The sequence below is a fragment of the Serratia sp. CY82433 genome (assembly GCF_052166535.1).
GTDB lineage: Bacteria > Pseudomonadota > Gammaproteobacteria > Enterobacterales > Enterobacteriaceae > Serratia > Serratia sarumanii.
In genome coordinates this window covers 686,408-702,307 of record NZ_JBJNOR010000001.1, presented here as the reverse complement: position 1 = coordinate 702,307, position 15,900 = coordinate 686,408, and the positions used below count along the sequence as shown (strand labels likewise).

Here is a 15,900-nt window from a genome sequence, read left to right as displayed (position 1 = left end):
CCGTTAGTCCTTGTCGATTCGACTGGCTACTGCGCCCTGCTGATCGCGATATTTTGCGTCCTGCCGGCTGTTGTATGGCCGGGCCGCCGGGCCGGACAACGGCTCAAAGCTCAAGGCGCCAATCAGCATCCCCGGCCGCAGCGCCAGCGGCAGCTTGCCGGAGTTGTAAAACTCCAGCACGATGCGCCCGTGCCAGCCCGGATCGATACGGTGCGCGGTCACGTGCACCATCAGCCCCAGACGCGCCAGAGAAGAGCGGCCGTCGAGCCAGCCCACGAGATCGTTCGGCAGCGTCACGGATTCGAAGGTCACCGCCAGGGCCAGTTCACCGGGATGAAGGAAGAACGCCTCGCCTTCCGGCAGGACAATCTCGTCGCTCATCACGCGATCCAGCGCGGCGCTGACTTCGTCTTTCGGCCCGCTAAGATCGATAAAAGGCGCGGTATGGCCGCGGAACACGCGGAACTGATTGCCCAAACGGACATCTACTGTGGCCCCGTTGATGCGTTCGAGCGGCGGGCGCGGGGAAATCACCAGTTTCTCGCTATCCAGCCAGGCTTCTATATCGCGGTCGCACAGTCTCATGTCTTTCTTCTCCATCAAAACGCGTAACTAAACAAAAATTGCCACACAACGGGCGAAAGGTCTACGCCGGGGTGCAAATAGTTGGCCGCCGGCCGGAAATGCGCATTTCCGGCCATGTAAGCGGCATTATTCAAAGAATTGGCTGATTTTGGCTTTCAGAATATCGATCGCGATGCGGTTTTTGCCGCCGCGCGGGACGATGATATCGGCGTATTGTTTGGAAGGTTCGATAAACTGCAGGAACATCGGGCGCACGGTTTTCTGGTATTGCGCCATCACCGAATCCATCGAGCGGCCGCGCTCATTGACGTCGCGCTTCATGCGGCGCATCAGGCAGATATCGAGCGGCGTGTCGACAAAGATCGAGAAGTTCATCTCCTGGCGCAGGCGGATATCCGTCAGCAGCAAGATGCCTTCCAGAATGATCACTTTTTTAGGTTCGAGATGGACGGTTTCTTTCTTGCGCGTGTGTTCGGTGTAGCTGTACAGCGGCAGTTCAATCGCCTTGCCGGCCTTCAGCATCTGCAGATGCTGGAACAGCAGGTTGTGATCCATGGCGCTCGGGTGGTCATAGTTGGTTTTGACCCGTTCTTCCATGGTCAGGTGAGTCTGGTCTTTATAGTAACTGTCTTCTGGAATAACGCCGATGTGCTCATCGCCGACCTGCTCGCGGAGTTCGCGGTACAACGTGCTGGCGATAAGGCTTTTTCCGGAGGCAGATGCGCCAGCTATACCAATAATGACGCACTGATGCGGATTGTCAGTCATAAAATTAAAGACCTGATTTCGTATTGTGAAGGGGGGGAACTAAAACGCGACAATTATAGGGAGTCGCCGGGGATTGCGCCACTGTATATTGCGCGGCGGCGGGCGAATTCGGGCTGCCACGCCACGGGCACGCGGCATTTTAAGAATCTCGCGGCTAGGGCAACGCGCCGTAACGGGTTACACTCCCCGGCGCTGACTTTTGCTCCCCGCCCCCTTTCATCGGAGATTGATGTGCTGGATTGGTATTTTCTGACTTTTTTCGGCGACAGCATGTTGTTGCTGCCCTGCGCGCTGATTCTGTTTTTATTGCTGCTCATATCTCCCGCCACCCGCGCGGCGGGTTGGCAGTGGGCGCTGATCTTCGGATTCACCGGCGGGGTGGTCTGCCTGTCCAAACTGGCCTTTATGGGCTGGGGCATCGGCAGCGAGCGCTATGATTTCACCGGATTCAGCGGCCATTCAGCTCTCGCGGCCAGCATCTGGCCGCCACTGCTCTGGACGTTGACCGGCCGCTTTTCCCACCCGATACGCAGCATCGCTTTGCTGACCGGATGGATATTGCCTTTCGCCATCGGCGTGTCGCGGCTGGAAATTCGCGTGCATTCGGTATCAGAGGTGATCAGCGGGCTGATTTTAGGCTACCTGGCCAGCGCACTGTTCCTGCGGTTGCAGCGGAACAAAGCGCGCCCGCATCTCTCCTGGCCGCACTTCGCCATCGCGCTGGCCTTGCCCTTGGCGCTGATGGGGCAGCGGCAGCCGGCCCCCACCCAGGGATTGCTGGAGCATATCGCCAAAACGCTGGCGCAGATCGAACGCCCTTATACCCGGGCAGATTTGCACAACCCCACCCGCATCCCATAAAAAAACCCGGCGCTTGAGCCGGGTTCTTGCATTGCGATAGGCAGATTACAGCGCGCGGAACGCGATCTCCGTCGGGATCGCCTCGCCCTGCCAATACATCTGCGCGGCCACGCGGCCGGCCAGTTGACGATACATCTCGGCGAATTCGCTGTCCGGGCGGCTGATCACCGTCGGCGTACCGCGATCCAGGTCTTCGCGCAGCGAAATATGCAGCGGCATCTGCCCCAGCAGACGGCTGTGGTATTTCTGCACCAGCTTCTCGGCGCCGCCGGTGCCGAAGATCGGCTCATGGTGGCCGCAGTTGCTGCAGATATGCACGCTCATGTTCTCCACGATGCCCAGCACCGGCACATGCACTTTCTCGAACATCACGATGCCCTTGGCGGCATCCAGCAAGGCGATATCCTGCGGCGTGGTGACCACCAGCGCGCCGGTTACCGGAATATTCTGCGACAGCGTCAGCTGGATGTCGCCGGTGCCCGGCGGCATGTCCAGCACCAGATAATCCAGATCCGGCCACAGCGTATCCTGCAGCAGCTGCATCAGCGCCTTGCTGGCCATCGGGCCGCGCCACACCATGGCGTTGTCGTCGGTCACCAGATAGCCGATGGAGTTGGTCGCCAGGCCGTGCGCCATGATTGGCGCCATGTGCTGACCGTCCGGCGAAGTCGGCCGCTCATGTTCGGTGCCCAGCATGTTGGGGATCGACGGGCCGTAAATGTCGGCGTCCAGAATGCCGACCTTGGCACCCTCGGCGGCCAGCGCCAGCGCCAGGTTGACGGCGGTGCTGGATTTGCCCACCCCACCTTTGCCGGAGCTGACGGCGACGATGTTGCGCACGCCTTTGATGCCGGCCTGGCCGTTGGCGCGTTTCAGCGTCGTGATGTCGTGTTTCAGCTTCCAGTCGATGGCGGAAGCGCCGGTCACGCGCAGCAATTCGGGGCCGACGCTCGCCTGCAGCGCCTCAAAACCGCTCTGCCAGGCAAACGGCATCGTCAGTTCGATATGCAGCACATCGTCCAGCAACGCGCAGTGATGAATGGCCTTCAATGCGGTCAGGTTGTTTTTCAACGTCGGGTGTTCAAAGGCGGCCAGTACACCGGTCACCAGGGCGCGCAGAACTTCGGGGTTGGTCTGCTCAGGGGATTTTGCGTTCATCCCGGCTCCTTGATTTTGAATGGGTAGCTTCCGGCTAAGCATATCAGAACTGCGCTGCCGCTGACGCATATAACCTGCAAGAAACCGCCCTAGCAGCGAAGGGCGCGATCGGTTAACATCGAAGGCCCTTTTATTCATTACAGAAAGCAAGTTCTCACTATGGCTCAAGTCGCGAAAAAATTATTGGTGACGTGCGCGCTACCGTACGCAAATGGTTCCATCCATCTCGGCCACATGCTCGAGCACATCCAGGCGGATATCTGGGTGCGTTACCAACGAATGCGCGGCCACGAAGTGCATTTCATCTGCGCGGACGACGCGCACGGCACGCCGATCATGCTGAAAGCGCAGCAGCTGGGCGTGAAACCGGAAGAAATGATCGCGGAGATGAGCCAGGAGCACCAACAGGATTTCGCCGGCTTTGGTATCAGCTATGACAACTACCATTCGACCCATAGCGATGAAAACCGCGAGCTGTCCACCCTGATTTACAGCCGCCTGAAAGAAAACGGTTTTATCAAGAACCGCACCATTTCTCAGCTGTACGATCCGGAGAAAGGCATGTTCCTGCCGGACCGTTTCGTGAAAGGCACCTGCCCGAAATGCAAATCGCCGGATCAGTACGGCGACAACTGTGAAGTGTGCGGCGCCACCTACAGCCCGACGGAGCTGATCGATCCGAAGTCCGTGGTTTCCGGCGCGACGCCGGTGATGCGCGACTCCGAGCACTTCTTCTTCGACCTGCCGGCCTTCAGCGAAATGCTGCAGGCGTGGACGCGCTCCGGCGCGCTGCAAGAGCAGGTGGCGAACAAAATGCAGGAGTGGTTCGAATCCGGCCTGCAGCAGTGGGACATCTCCCGCGATGCGCCTTACTTCGGCTTCGAGATCCCGGATGCGCCGGGCAAATACTTCTACGTCTGGCTGGACGCGCCGATCGGCTACATGGGCTCCTTCAAGAACCTGTGCGACAAGCGCGGCGATCTGGACTTCGACGAGTTCTGGCGCAAAGACTCCACCACCGAGCTGTATCACTTTATCGGCAAGGACATCGTCTACTTCCACAGCCTGTTCTGGCCGGCGATGCTGGAAGGCAGCAACTTCCGCAAACCGACCAACCTGTTCGTGCACGGCTACGTGACGGTGAACGGCGCCAAAATGTCCAAATCGCGCGGCACCTTCATCAAGGCCGGCACCTACCTGCAGCATCTGGACGCCGACTGCCTGCGCTATTACTACGCCGCCAAGCTCTCTTCGCGCATTGATGACATCGATCTCAATCTGGAAGACTTCGTGCAGCGCGTAAACGCCGACATCGTCAACAAGGTGGTGAACCTGGCGTCGCGCAACGCCGGCTTTATCAACAAGCGCTTCGGCGGCAAGCTGGCCGACAGCCTGGCCGATCCGGCGCTGTACCAGACCTTCGTTGACGCGGCGCAGAGCATTGCCGAAGCTTACGCCGGCCGCGAGTTCAGCCGCGCGATCCGCGAAATCATGGCGCTGGCCGATCTGGCCAACCGCTACGTGGATGAGCAGGCACCTTGGGTGGTGGCGAAGGAAGAAGGCCGCGACGCCGACCTGCAGGCCATCTGCTCGATGGGCATCAACCTGTTCCGCGTGCTGATGACTTACCTGAAGCCGGTGCTGCCTTCGCTGACCGAGCGCGCCGAAGCGTTCCTCAACGCCGAGCTGAGCTGGGACGCAATCCCGCAGCCGCTGCTGGGCCATCAGGTGAACGCCTTCAAAGCGCTGTTCAACCGCATCGATCTGGACAAGGTCAGCGAGATGGTCAACGCCTCGAAAGAAGACATGGCCGCCGCCAAGCCGGTGACCGGTCCATTGGCCGATGATCCTATTCAGGAAACCATCACCTTTGACGACTTCGCCAAGGTGGACATGCGCATCGCCCTGATCAAGAGCGCCGACTTTGTCGAAGGCTCTGACAAACTACTGAAACTGCAGCTGGATCTGGGCGGCGAATCGCGCCAGATCTTCTCCGGCATTCGCTCCGCTTACCCGGATCCGAAAGCGCTGGAAGGCCGCCTGACCATCATGGTCGCCAACCTGGCGCCGCGCAAAATGCGCTTCGGCGTTTCGGAAGGCATGGTAATGGCGGCGGGCCCCGGCGGGAAAGAGATCTTCCTGCTGAGCCCGGACAGCGGCGCGCAGCCCGGCATGCAGGTCAAGTAACCGCGCCGGCGCGTTACATCAAGGGTCGAGCTTGCTCGGCCCTTTTTTAATGCCTCAAACCCAAGGTTATAAACAGTAAGAAAACGTCATAACCGCTCTGATTCCCTCGCCCGTCGTATCCCGCTATGATGCTCAGCAACAACAAATAGACGTCCAGACAGAAAGACTGCTATAACAGACCTTCACCGGGACCCTTTACCCGCTTTTTTGGAGCCTATAATAATGAAAAACCTCAAGACTTCACTGCTCGCCCTCAGCCTGCTGGCTGCCCTGCCGCTGCAGGCGGCGGAAAATGCCGCCGTGCCTGCCGCCATCGCTCAGCATCAGGGGCCGGTGCGCATCGCGGTGATCCGCAATCTCGGCTCCGACGACAACACCACGCAATTCTTGGCGGGCGCCATTCAGGAAGGGCGCAAGCTTGGCTTCAAGGTGGACACCTTCCTCAGCAACGGCGACGACGCGCGCTTCCAGGACTTCGTCAACCAGGCTATCAGCCAGAAATATGACGGCATCATTCTCTCGCAGGGGCGGGCCCCCTATTCCACCGAGCTGGTCAAACGCATCGCGGCGGCCGGCATCGCCGTCGCGGCTTTCGATACCGACGTCAGCGGCAGCGTTCCCGGCGTCACCGTCTCACAGCAGGACGACGCTTCGCTGGCCAACGCCTCCTTCGGCCAGCTGGTGAAGGATTTCAACGGCCAGGCCAACATCATCAAACTCTGGGTGGCCGGCTTCCCGCCGATGGAACGCCGCCAGGCCGCCTATCAGCAGCTGCTGAAACAGCATCCGGGCATTCACGAGCTGGAATCGATCGGCGCGGTCTCCTCCGACGTGCAGGGCGATACCGCCAACAAGGTGGGCGCGGTGCTGGCGAAATACCCGAAAGGCAAGATTGACGCCATCTGGGGCACCTGGGATGCCTTTACCCAGGGCGCTTACAAGGCGCTGAAAGAGAACGGCCGCACCGAAATCAAGCTGTACAGCATCGATATCTCCAACCAGGACTTGCAGCTGATGCGCGAGGCCGGCAGCCCGTGGCAGGTCAGCGTGGCGGTGGATCCGAAGCTTATCGGCGCAGTCAACCTGCGCCTGGTGGCCAACAAGATCGCCGGGGAAAGCACGCCGGACAGTTATCAGTTCAAAGCGACGGTCATTCCGCAAGCGCTGCTGCTGGCGCAGCCGGGGCCGGTCAACGTCGCCGGGCTGGCGAAGATCATCCCCGGCTGGGGCAGCAGCAGCGATTTCGTCCAGCCGTGGTTCGCCACGCTGCAGGCCGAACACGGTAAATAGTGCTGTTTTTGACGAGGCTGGCGACGCAGCCTCTGTTTTTAACCTAATTATCGGCTTTCCCCTTCCGTCCTCGCCAAAATACGCTATGTTATCTGCATCGCCCATAACTGTATGCATAAACAGGCTTCGAATGAAGGGATTCCCCTCGCTGATCAACATACTGCTGGCCAGTTCACTGGTGTTGACCATCGGCCGCGGCGTGACGCTGCCGTTCATCACCATCTACCTCACCGAGCATTTCCATCTGCTGCCGAAGAGCGTGGGCGTGATCCTGGGCGTCAGCCTGACCCTCGGCATCCTTGCCAGCCTGTACGGCGGCTATCTGGTGGACAAATTCAGCAAAAACCGCCTGATCCTGCTGTCGATTGTCTTGTTTGCGCTGAGCTTCTTCGCCATTCCCTGGATCCCGCGCCCCGGCGGCGTCATCGTGGTGCTGGCGATCCTGCATACCTGCTATTCGGTGTTGAGTATCACCATCAAGGCCTGCTTCGCCGACTGGCTGCCGGTCGAGCAGCGCATCAAGGCTTTCTCTATCAACTATACGTTGGTCAACGTCGGCTGGGCGATCGGCTCTGCGCTCGGCGTGCTGGTAGCCGGGCTTAGCCCGCTGCTGCCGTTTTATCTGTCGGGCGGGTTGGCGCTGGCGACGGTGGCGGCGCTGAGCCTGCGCTTGCGCGGCCGGGAACAGCGCCCGGCGCCAACCGCCGCCGCACCGGCGGCGCTCCCCAACTTCCGCCAGACGGTGACTATCCTGCGCAGCGATCGGCGGCTTATCTACTTCACTCTCGGCAGTACCCTGGGCGCCGTGGTGTTCGGTCAGTTCACCGGCTATCTGTCGCAGTATCTGATCACCGTCTCCAGCGCCGAGTTCGCCTACAAAATTATCGGGCTGGTGATGATCGTCAACGCCGGCATCGTTATCGCCCTGCAATACTTGCTCAGTCGCGGCATGCGCCAGGAAAACATGCTGCGCTGGCTGGTGCTGGGCACGCTGTTTTTCATCGTCGGGCTGCTCGGTTTCATGATGGCCGGCCAGGCGGTCTGGCTGTGGATGGTGGCGATGGCGGTGTTTACCCTCGGCGAAATCATCGTCATTCCGGTGGAATACATGTTCATCGACTTTATCGCGCCGCCGCATCTGAAAGGCAGCTACTATGGGGTACAGAACCTCAGCGCGCTAGGCGGCGCCATCAACCCGGTTCTGAGCGGTATGCTGCTCAGCTATGCCGCGCCGCCGTTGATGTTCGTGATGTTGATCGTTTGCGCGCTGCTTAGCCTGCTGTTTTTCTTCCTTGGCCATCGACTGGCAGAACAGGCTGCGGCAACCGCCGAAGACGCGCGCTGAATCCGCGTGTAGCGGCCATTCCGGGCTGTCAACCCGCCGATCGGGCATGGCGCCCATAGCGAGAATTCATGGCGCGATCTGTGGCATGGCTCACAGTTTAATTGTATGATGAATGCATCGGTTAAACGGGAAAAGACAATGGCCAACGTGCTCACACTATGCTGGAAATACCTGAGGGCTCTGCTCCTCATCTACCTTTGTCTGTTCGTCGGCAACGCGCTGGCGGCGCTGCTGCCGTTCGCCATTCCCGGCAGCATTCTCGGCATGCTGCTGCTGTTCGCCCTGCTCTCTACCCAGATTATGCCGGCCAAATGGGTTAAACCCGGCTGCCATCTGCTGATCCGCTACATGGTGCTGCTGTTCGTGCCGATCGGCGTCGGGGTGATGAAATACTACGACCAGATCGTCGCGCATCTGGGCCCGCTGGTTATCTCTTGCCTGATCAGTACGCTGATGGTGCTGGTGGTGGTCGGCTATACCTCACATTATTTTCATCGCGAGCGCCGCATCGCCGGCAAACCCGACGACACGGAGGGTAACTCATGATCCATGAAATCTGGTGGTCGCTGCCGCTGACGCTGGCGGTCTATTTCGCCGCGCGCTGGCTAGCGCGCAAGCTGAATATGCCGCTGCTCAACCCGCTGCTGGTTTCCATGGCGGTGATCATCCCGCTGCTGCTGCTCACCGGCATCCCCTATGAGCGTTACTTCCTGGGCAGCAAAATCCTCAACGATCTGCTGCAGCCGGCGGTCGTCGCGCTGGCCTTCCCGCTGTATGAGCAGTTGCACCAGATCCGCGCGCGCTGGAAATCGATTATCGCGGTGTGCTTCATAGGCAGCCTGACCGCCATGATCAGCGGCGGCGCCATCGCCCTGTGGCTGGGTGCCACGCCGGAAATCGCCGCCTCTATCCTGCCGAAATCGGTCACTACGCCGATCGCCATGGCCGTCGCGGACTCGCTCGGCGGCATTCCGGCGATCAGCGCGGTCTGCGTCATTTTCGTCGGTATCCTCGGCGCCGTGTTCGGCCATACGCTGTTCAACCTGTTGAAAATCACCACCCACTCGGCGCGCGGCCTGGCGATGGGCACCGCGTCCCACGCGCTGGGCACCGCACGCTGCGCGGAGATGGACTACCAGGAAGGCGCTTTCGGCTCGCTGGCGCTGGTGATCTGCGGCATCATCACCTCGCTGCTGGCACCGTTCCTGTTCCCGGTGCTGCTGCACCTGTTCAGTTGAACAGGGTGAAACTTGCGATACATCTCGCATTTATGTATCTCATTGCACTAATTTCATCAATTAAGAGACATTAATCACACTTTAATGTCTCTGGCCTGCCTAGAATGTTATCCCGTTAACCTGTAGAGAGACTTTCTATGCATCCGCGTTTTCACACCGCGTTCAGCGCACTGCCCGCGACACTGCAATCCGCCCTGCAGCCCTATCTGGACGCGCCTGACTTTCCGGCGATGTTCACGGCCGAGCAAGCGGAGGCGATCCGCACAGGCTGCGGGCTGGACGATGATGCGCTGGCATTCGCGCTGCTGCCGCTGGCGGCGGCCTGCTCGTTAACCCCGATATCGCACTTCCACGTCGGCGCCATCGCGCGCGGGCAAAGCGGCAACCTCTATTTCGGCGCCAATATGGAATTCAGCGGCGCGCCGCTGCAGCAATCCGTGCATGCGGAACAGAGTGCGGTAACGCACGCCTGGCTGCGCGGCGAAAAAGCGCTGGCCTCGGTCACCGTCAACTACACGCCGTGCGGCCATTGCCGCCAGTTTATGAATGAACTGAACAGCGGCGGCGAGCTGCAGATCCGTCTGCCGGGCCGCGCGCCGGCCACGCTGGCGGACTATCTGCCGGACGCCTTCGGCCCGAAAGATCTGGATGTCGCCTCGCTGCTGATGGACGAGGTCGATCATGGCCATCAGCTGGCGCTGAACGATGCGCTGGCACAAGCGGCGCTGGCGGCGGCCAACCGAAGCCACGCGCCGTACAGCAACGCCCACAGCGGCGTGGCGCTGGAAACGGCGGACGGCACCATCTACGCCGGCCGCTATGCGGAAAACGCCGCCTTCAACCCGAGCCTGCCGCCGCTGCAGGCCGCGCTGATCCTGCTGAACCTCTCCGGCGGTGACTGCCTGAACATCCGCCGCGCCGTGCTGGCCGAACCGCAGGAGGCGATCATCAGCCAATGGGACGCCACCCGCGTCACCCTGGCGGCGCTGGGCTGCCAAAACGTCAGCCGCGCCGCGTTCTAAGCGCTCAACGGCGGAGCCATCCGGTTCCGCCGCTAACAGCCCCGCCCGCCAAATACAATGCCCCGACGCCGCCAGAGACACTTTCTTTAGTTAAAAAATCATTTGATTGTCGATAATTACGCCAACCTGGTTCATCATCTGGCAACAAATGCTGTACATCTGCTCTTTATCTCTTAGGATCGTCGGCAATAAAGTTATCTGATACGTGAAGAGTAAAACTGATGGAACTAGAATACGAAAGCAAACGCCCGCTCTACATCCCTTACGCCGGCCCGATTCTGCTGGAATTTCCGCTGCTGAACAAAGGCAGCGCTTTCACCGAGGAAGAACGTAGCCACTTCAACCTGCACGGCCTGCTGCCGGAAGCGGTGGAAACCATCGAAGAACAGGTGGAACGCGCCTACCGTCAGTATCAGGATTTCAAGAACGATAACGACAAGCACATCTACCTGCGCAACATCCAGGACACCAACGAAACCCTGTTCTACCGCCTGCTGGACTCGCACCTGAGCGAGATGATGCCGATCATCTACACCCCGACCGTCGGCGAGGCCTGCGAGCACTTCTCCGATATCTATCGCCGCGCGCGCGGGCTGTTCATCTCCTACCCGAACCGCGATCGCATCGATGACATGCTGCAAAACGCCACCAAGCAGAACGTCAAGGTGATCGTGGTCACCGACGGCGAGCGCATTCTCGGCCTGGGCGACCAGGGCATCGGCGGCATGGGCATTCCGATCGGCAAACTGTCGCTGTACACCGCCTGCGGCGGCATCAGCCCGGCCTACACCCTGCCGGTAGTGTTGGACGTCGGCACCAACAACCCACAGCGCCTCAACGATCCGCTGTACATGGGCTGGCGCCATCCGCGCATCTCCGGCGAGGAGTACCACGCCTTCGTCGAAGAGTTTATTCAGGCGGTCAAACGCCGCTGGCCGAACGTGCTGCTGCAGTTCGAAGACTTCGCGCAGAACAACGCCACCCCGCTGTTGAATCGCTACCGCGATGAGATCTGCTGTTTCAACGATGACATCCAGGGCACCGCCGCGGTCACCCTCGGCAGCCTGATCGCCGCCAGCCGCGCCGCCGGCAGCCAGCTGCGCGATCAGACCGTCACCTTCCTCGGCGCCGGTTCCGCCGGCTGCGGCATCGCCGAGCAGATCATCGCGCAGATGAAGTCCGAAGGGTTGAGCGAAGACGAAGCGCGCGCCCGCGTGTTCATGGTCGACCGCTTCGGCCTGCTGACCGACAAACTGCCGAACCTGCTCGACTTCCAGAGCAAGCTGGTGCAGAAGAGCGACAACCTGGCCGGCTGGGAAACCGCCAGCGACGCAATCTCGCTGCTGGACGTGGTGCGCAACGCCAAGCCGACCATTCTGATCGGCGTGTCCGGCCAGCCGGGGCTGTTTACCGAAGAGCTGATCCGCGAGATGCACAAACACTGTGAACGCCCTATCGTGATGCCGCTGTCCAACCCGACCTCGCGCGTGGAAGCCCGTCCGGAAGACATCATCAACTGGACCGACGGCGCCGCCCTGGTGGCGACCGGCAGCCCGTTCGCGCCGGTGAGCTATAAAGATCAGCTGTACCCGATCGCCCAGTGCAACAACTCCTATATCTTCCCCGGGATCGGCCTCGGCGTGCTGGCCTCCGGCGCCACCCGCGTCACCGACGCCATGCTGATGGCCGCCAGCCGCGCGCTGGCGGACTGCTCGCCGCTGGCCACCGACGGCCACGGCGCGCTGCTGCCGAATATCGACGATATTCAGGGCGTGTCGAAGTGCATCGCCATGGAAGTGGGTAAAGCCGCGCAGCTGCAGGGCGTGGCGATCGTCACCTCCGAAGACGCGCTGTCGAAAGCCATCGAACACAACTTCTGGCGGCCGCAATACCGCAGCTACAAGCGCACCTCGTTCTGAATGGCGCGCTGAAATGACCCAGCCCGGCTCCGCCGGGCTTTTTTGTGCGACAAAAACGCCGAAAAATGCGGCGGCGCGCGTGCTTCAGGCGGTTCACGTCTTGCGTAGGTCGGTCAGGTAAAGTAGCCTTGATCCATCTTTTTCAGCCCGGCGCGCGTAAGGCAACAACATGTGGAAACGCCTGATCATCAGCCTGTTCATCTTCATTGCGGTGTTGATGGGTTCGGCTATTGCGCTCGATCGCTGGATCAGCTGGAAAACCGCGCCTTACGTCTACGACGAACTGCAGGCATTGCCGCACCGCCAGGTCGGCGTGGTGCTCGGCACCGCCAAGTATTACCGCACCGGGGTGATCAACCAGTACTACCGTTACCGCATTCAGGGAGCGATCAACGCCTATAACAGCGGCAAGGTGAAATACCTGCTGCTGAGCGGCGACAACGCCCAGCAAAGCTATAATGAGCCGATGACCATGCGCCGCGATCTGATCGCCGCCGGCGTGGCGCCGAGCGATATCGTGCTGGACTACGCCGGCTTCCGCACCCTGGACTCCATCGTGCGCACCCGCAAGGTGTTCGACACCAACGATTTCATCATCATCACCCAGCGCTTCCACTGCGAGCGCGCGCTGTTCATCGCCCTGCACATGGGCATTCAGGCGCAGTGCTACGCGGTGCCGTCGCCGAAAGACATGATGACGGTGCGCGCCCGCGAGATCTTCGCCCGCCTGGGCGCACTGACCGATCTCTATATCCTCAAGCGCGAACCGCGCTTCCTCGGCCCGCTGATCCCGATTTCCGCCATGCACACCGTACCGGAAGACGCCCAGGGCTATCCCGCCGTTTCGCCGGAACAGCTGGTCGAGCTGGAGCACAAGCTGAAAGAAGAGAAGCAGAAAGCCAAACAGCCCTGACGTGCAATGCCCAAAATAAAGGCCGGCATATTTTGCCGGCCTTGTCGTCTGTACTGCGGTAAATCTACTTCTTCTTGGCGTATTTCAACGAGTCCAGCGCCACGGCGAAGATGATGATGCTGCCCTTGATGATGTACTGCCAGTACGGGTTGATGCCGATATAGGTCAGGCCGTAGTTGATGACGGTGAAGATGATCACCCCGGTCACCACGCCCCACACCGTACCCACCCCGCCGGCGAAGGAGACGCCCCCCACCACGCAGGCGGCGATGGCGTCCAGCTCGTACATAAAGCCGAGGTTATTGGTGGCGCTGCCGATGCGCCCCGCTTCCAGCAGGCCGCCGAAGGCGTAGAACACGCCGGACAGCGCATAGATCATGATCAGGTTCAGCGGCACGTTGACCCCGGACACCTTGGCCGCTTCCGGGTTGCCGCCGATGGCGAAAATGTTCTTGCCGAAGCGGGTCTTGGTCCACAGGATCCAGACGAATATGATGGCGATCAGCGCATAGAAGGTAATGTACGACAGCTTAAAGTCGCCGAAGCGCAAGAAGCCCTGGGCAAAGGTGGAGAACTTCGGATCGAAGCCCGCCACCGGCGAAGCGCCGACCGAATCGTAATACAGCGAGTTGATGCCGTAGACGATGATCATGGTGCCCAGGGTGGTGATGAACGGCGTCACGTTGAGATAGGCGATAATCAGGCCGTTAACCAGGCCGATCACCGCGCCGACCGCACACACCAGCAGGATAACCAGGGGAATCGACCAGGTTTCCATGTGCGGGAACACCTTGTTGACGTTATCCATCGACTGCAGCAGCGTGGCCGCCACCACCGCCGCCAGCCCCACCTGCCGCCCGGCGGACAGGTCGGTGCCCTGGGTCACGATCAGCCCCGCCACGCCCAGCGCGATGATGATGCGCACCGAAGACTGCGTCAGGATGTTGCTCAGGTTCATCAGGCTGAGGAAAGTCGGATCCTGAATGATGATGATGGCCAACAGCACCAGCAACACCACGTAAATGCCGCCTTCCTTGAAATAGGTAAATAAGGTTTTTTTATTTAGCGCGTTCATAATTCCGATCCTTAAAGGTGCAGGGAGGCGAGACGTAAGATTTCATTTTGCGAGGTCTGTTTGGTGTTAACGATGCCCGCAACCTGACCATTGCTCATCACCAAAATACGGTCGGTGATCCCCAAAAGCTCCGGCATTTCGGACGAGACGATAATGATCCCCTTGCCCTTCTTCGCCAGTTCGGTCATCAGCTGATAAATCTCGAACTTGGCGCCCACGTCGATGCCGCGCGTCGGTTCATCCAGCATCAGGATCTCCGGCTGCGTCAGCAGCCAGCGGCCGATGATCACCTTCTGCTGATTGCCGCCGGACAGCGAGCCGATATGGGTGTGATGCCCCGGCGTTTTCACCCGCATGGCGTCGATCACCCACTGGGTGTCGCTCTTCATCCGCGCGTTATCCAGCAGGCCGAGCTTGTTTTTATAATTGCGGATATTGGAGATCAGCGAGTTGAAGCCCACGTCGAGGTAAGCGTAAATCCCGGTGGATCGGCGCTCTTCGGTCACCAGCGCAAAACCGTGGTTGATCGCTTCGTTGGCGCTGTGGTTATCGATCGCTTTGCCGTGCAGCTTGATGGTGCCCGCCACCTTTTCGCGAATGCCGAACAGCGTCTCGACGATATCGGTGCGTTTGGCGCCCACCAGCCCAGCGATGCCGAGGATCTCGCCTTGGTGCAGATCGAAGGACACATCGCGGATCGAAGGTTGACGCAGCGACGTCAGGTTTTTCACCTCGAGGATCACCTCACCCGGCGTGTTCTGCCTGTCGGGGAAGCGCTGGCTGAGCGAGCGGCCGACCATCATGGCGATGATCTTGTCCATATCCAGCCCTTCCAGCGGTTGGGTGGCGATCCATTGCCCGTCGCGCAGCACCGTTATCTCGTCGCACAGCTGGAAGATCTCTTCCATCTTGTGCGAGATATAAACGATGCCGCAGCCGCGCTCTTTCAGCTTGCGGATAATGGTGAACAGGTGATTGACCTCTTTCTCCGTCAGCGAGGAGGTCGGCTCATCCATGATGACGATTTTGGCGTCGTAGGAAAACGCCTTGGCGATCTCGATCATCTGCATCTGCGACACCGACAGGTTGCCCACCTTTTCGCGCGGGTTGATGTCGATATCCAGCTCGTCGAAGATCGCCTGGGTGTCTTTGAGCATTTTTTCCTGATCGACGAACAGGCCTTTGGTCGGATAGCGCCCCAGCCACATGTTGTCCATCACGGTGCGCTGCAGCACCAGGTTCAGCTCCTGGTGCACCATGGAAACGCCGTGCTCCAGCGCTTCTTTCGAACTCTTGAAATCGATTTCCCGGCCCTGAAATACAATGCTGCCGCTGTCTTTTTTATAAATGCCGAACAGGCATTTCAGCAACGTCGATTTCCCCGCGCCGTTCTCTCCCATCAGGGCGTGAATCGAGTGCGGACGGACGCGTAAATTGACATTGTCCAAGGCTTTGACGCCGGGAAATGACTTACAGATATCCGTCATTTCCAGCAAAAATTCGCGTGAGCTATCGGCCATAAATACACCTGGCTTAACT

14 protein-coding genes are annotated in these 15,900 nt (G+C 59.9%); 9 read left to right on the top strand and 5 right to left on the bottom strand.

What is annotated here, in order from left to right:
* Positions 1-3: 3 nt before the first annotated feature.
* Positions 4-585 carry a dCTP deaminase gene (gene dcd, locus ACJ8PI_RS03520; protein WP_004938917.1) on the bottom strand — a complete coding sequence of 194 codons (582 nt, stop codon included), beginning with the start codon at positions 583-585 and terminating at the stop codon, positions 4-6.
* Positions 586-711: 126 nt separating this feature from the next.
* Positions 712-1,353: a uridine kinase gene (gene udk, locus ACJ8PI_RS03515; RefSeq protein ID WP_004938922.1), complete on the bottom strand. Its 642-nt coding sequence runs from the start codon at positions 1,351-1,353 to the stop codon at positions 712-714.
* 231 nt (positions 1,354-1,584) lie between these two features.
* Between udk and ACJ8PI_RS03510 the strand changes: the two genes are divergently transcribed.
* Complete coding sequence (locus ACJ8PI_RS03510) at positions 1,585-2,214, top strand: phosphatase PAP2 family protein (RefSeq protein WP_033637734.1); 630 nt, start codon at positions 1,585-1,587, stop codon at positions 2,212-2,214.
* 45 nt (positions 2,215-2,259) lie between these two features.
* Here the strand turns inward: ACJ8PI_RS03510 and apbC are convergent, their stop codons facing one another.
* Entirely contained in the window at positions 2,260-3,372 is a 1,113-nt protein-coding gene (gene apbC, locus ACJ8PI_RS03505; RefSeq protein WP_033646773.1) for an iron-sulfur cluster carrier protein ApbC, read from the bottom strand.
* 159 nt (positions 3,373-3,531) lie between these two features.
* Here apbC and metG point away from each other — a divergent pair, with 159 nt between their 5' ends.
* From metG to sanA, 8 genes are all read left to right on the top strand, one after another.
* The gene (metG, locus tag ACJ8PI_RS03500; protein ID WP_033637732.1) at positions 3,532-5,559 is read left to right on the top strand and encodes a methionine--tRNA ligase; all 2,028 of its coding nucleotides are present in this window, start codon (positions 3,532-3,534) and stop codon (positions 5,557-5,559) included.
* A 222-nt stretch (positions 5,560-5,781) separates the two neighbouring features.
* Positions 5,782-6,849, top strand: coding sequence for a sugar ABC transporter substrate-binding protein (locus ACJ8PI_RS03495; RefSeq protein WP_060428323.1), 1,068 nt, complete (start codon positions 5,782-5,784; stop codon positions 6,847-6,849).
* Between the two features lie 130 nt (positions 6,850-6,979).
* Positions 6,980-8,194: an MFS transporter gene (locus ACJ8PI_RS03490; protein WP_033654964.1), complete on the top strand. Its 1,215-nt coding sequence runs from the start codon at positions 6,980-6,982 to the stop codon at positions 8,192-8,194.
* Positions 8,195-8,332: 138 nt separating this feature from the next.
* Complete coding sequence (locus tag ACJ8PI_RS03485) at positions 8,333-8,740, top strand: CidA/LrgA family protein (protein ID WP_033654965.1); 408 nt, start codon at positions 8,333-8,335, stop codon at positions 8,738-8,740.
* Entirely contained in the window at positions 8,737-9,432 is a 696-nt protein-coding gene (locus ACJ8PI_RS03480; protein ID WP_033646779.1) for a CidB/LrgB family autolysis modulator, read from the top strand. The genes ACJ8PI_RS03485 and ACJ8PI_RS03480 overlap by 4 nt, the downstream gene beginning before the upstream one ends.
* Before the next feature lie 137 nt (positions 9,433-9,569).
* Positions 9,570-10,454 carry a cytidine deaminase gene (cdd, locus tag ACJ8PI_RS03475; protein WP_060438923.1) on the top strand — a complete coding sequence of 295 codons (885 nt, stop codon included), beginning with the start codon at positions 9,570-9,572 and terminating at the stop codon, positions 10,452-10,454.
* Between the two features lie 221 nt (positions 10,455-10,675).
* Complete coding sequence (locus tag ACJ8PI_RS03470; RefSeq protein ID WP_033637726.1) at positions 10,676-12,373, top strand: NAD-dependent malic enzyme; 1,698 nt, start codon at positions 10,676-10,678, stop codon at positions 12,371-12,373.
* A gap of 169 nt (positions 12,374-12,542) precedes the next feature.
* A complete protein-coding gene (sanA, locus tag ACJ8PI_RS03465; RefSeq protein ID WP_033637725.1) occupies positions 12,543-13,286 on the top strand; it encodes an outer membrane permeability protein SanA in 744 nt (247 codons plus the stop codon).
* A 64-nt stretch (positions 13,287-13,350) separates the two neighbouring features.
* Here the strand turns inward: sanA and mglC are convergent, their stop codons facing one another.
* Positions 13,351-14,361 carry a galactose/methyl galactoside ABC transporter permease MglC gene (mglC, locus tag ACJ8PI_RS03460; RefSeq protein ID WP_004938953.1) on the bottom strand — a complete coding sequence of 337 codons (1,011 nt, stop codon included), beginning with the start codon at positions 14,359-14,361 and terminating at the stop codon, positions 13,351-13,353.
* 11 nt (positions 14,362-14,372) lie between these two features.
* Positions 14,373-15,881, bottom strand: a complete 1,509-nt coding sequence (mglA, locus tag ACJ8PI_RS03455) for a galactose/methyl galactoside ABC transporter ATP-binding protein MglA (protein ID WP_033637724.1) — start codon at positions 15,879-15,881, stop codon at positions 14,373-14,375.
* Between the last annotated feature and the right edge of the window lie 19 nt (positions 15,882-15,900).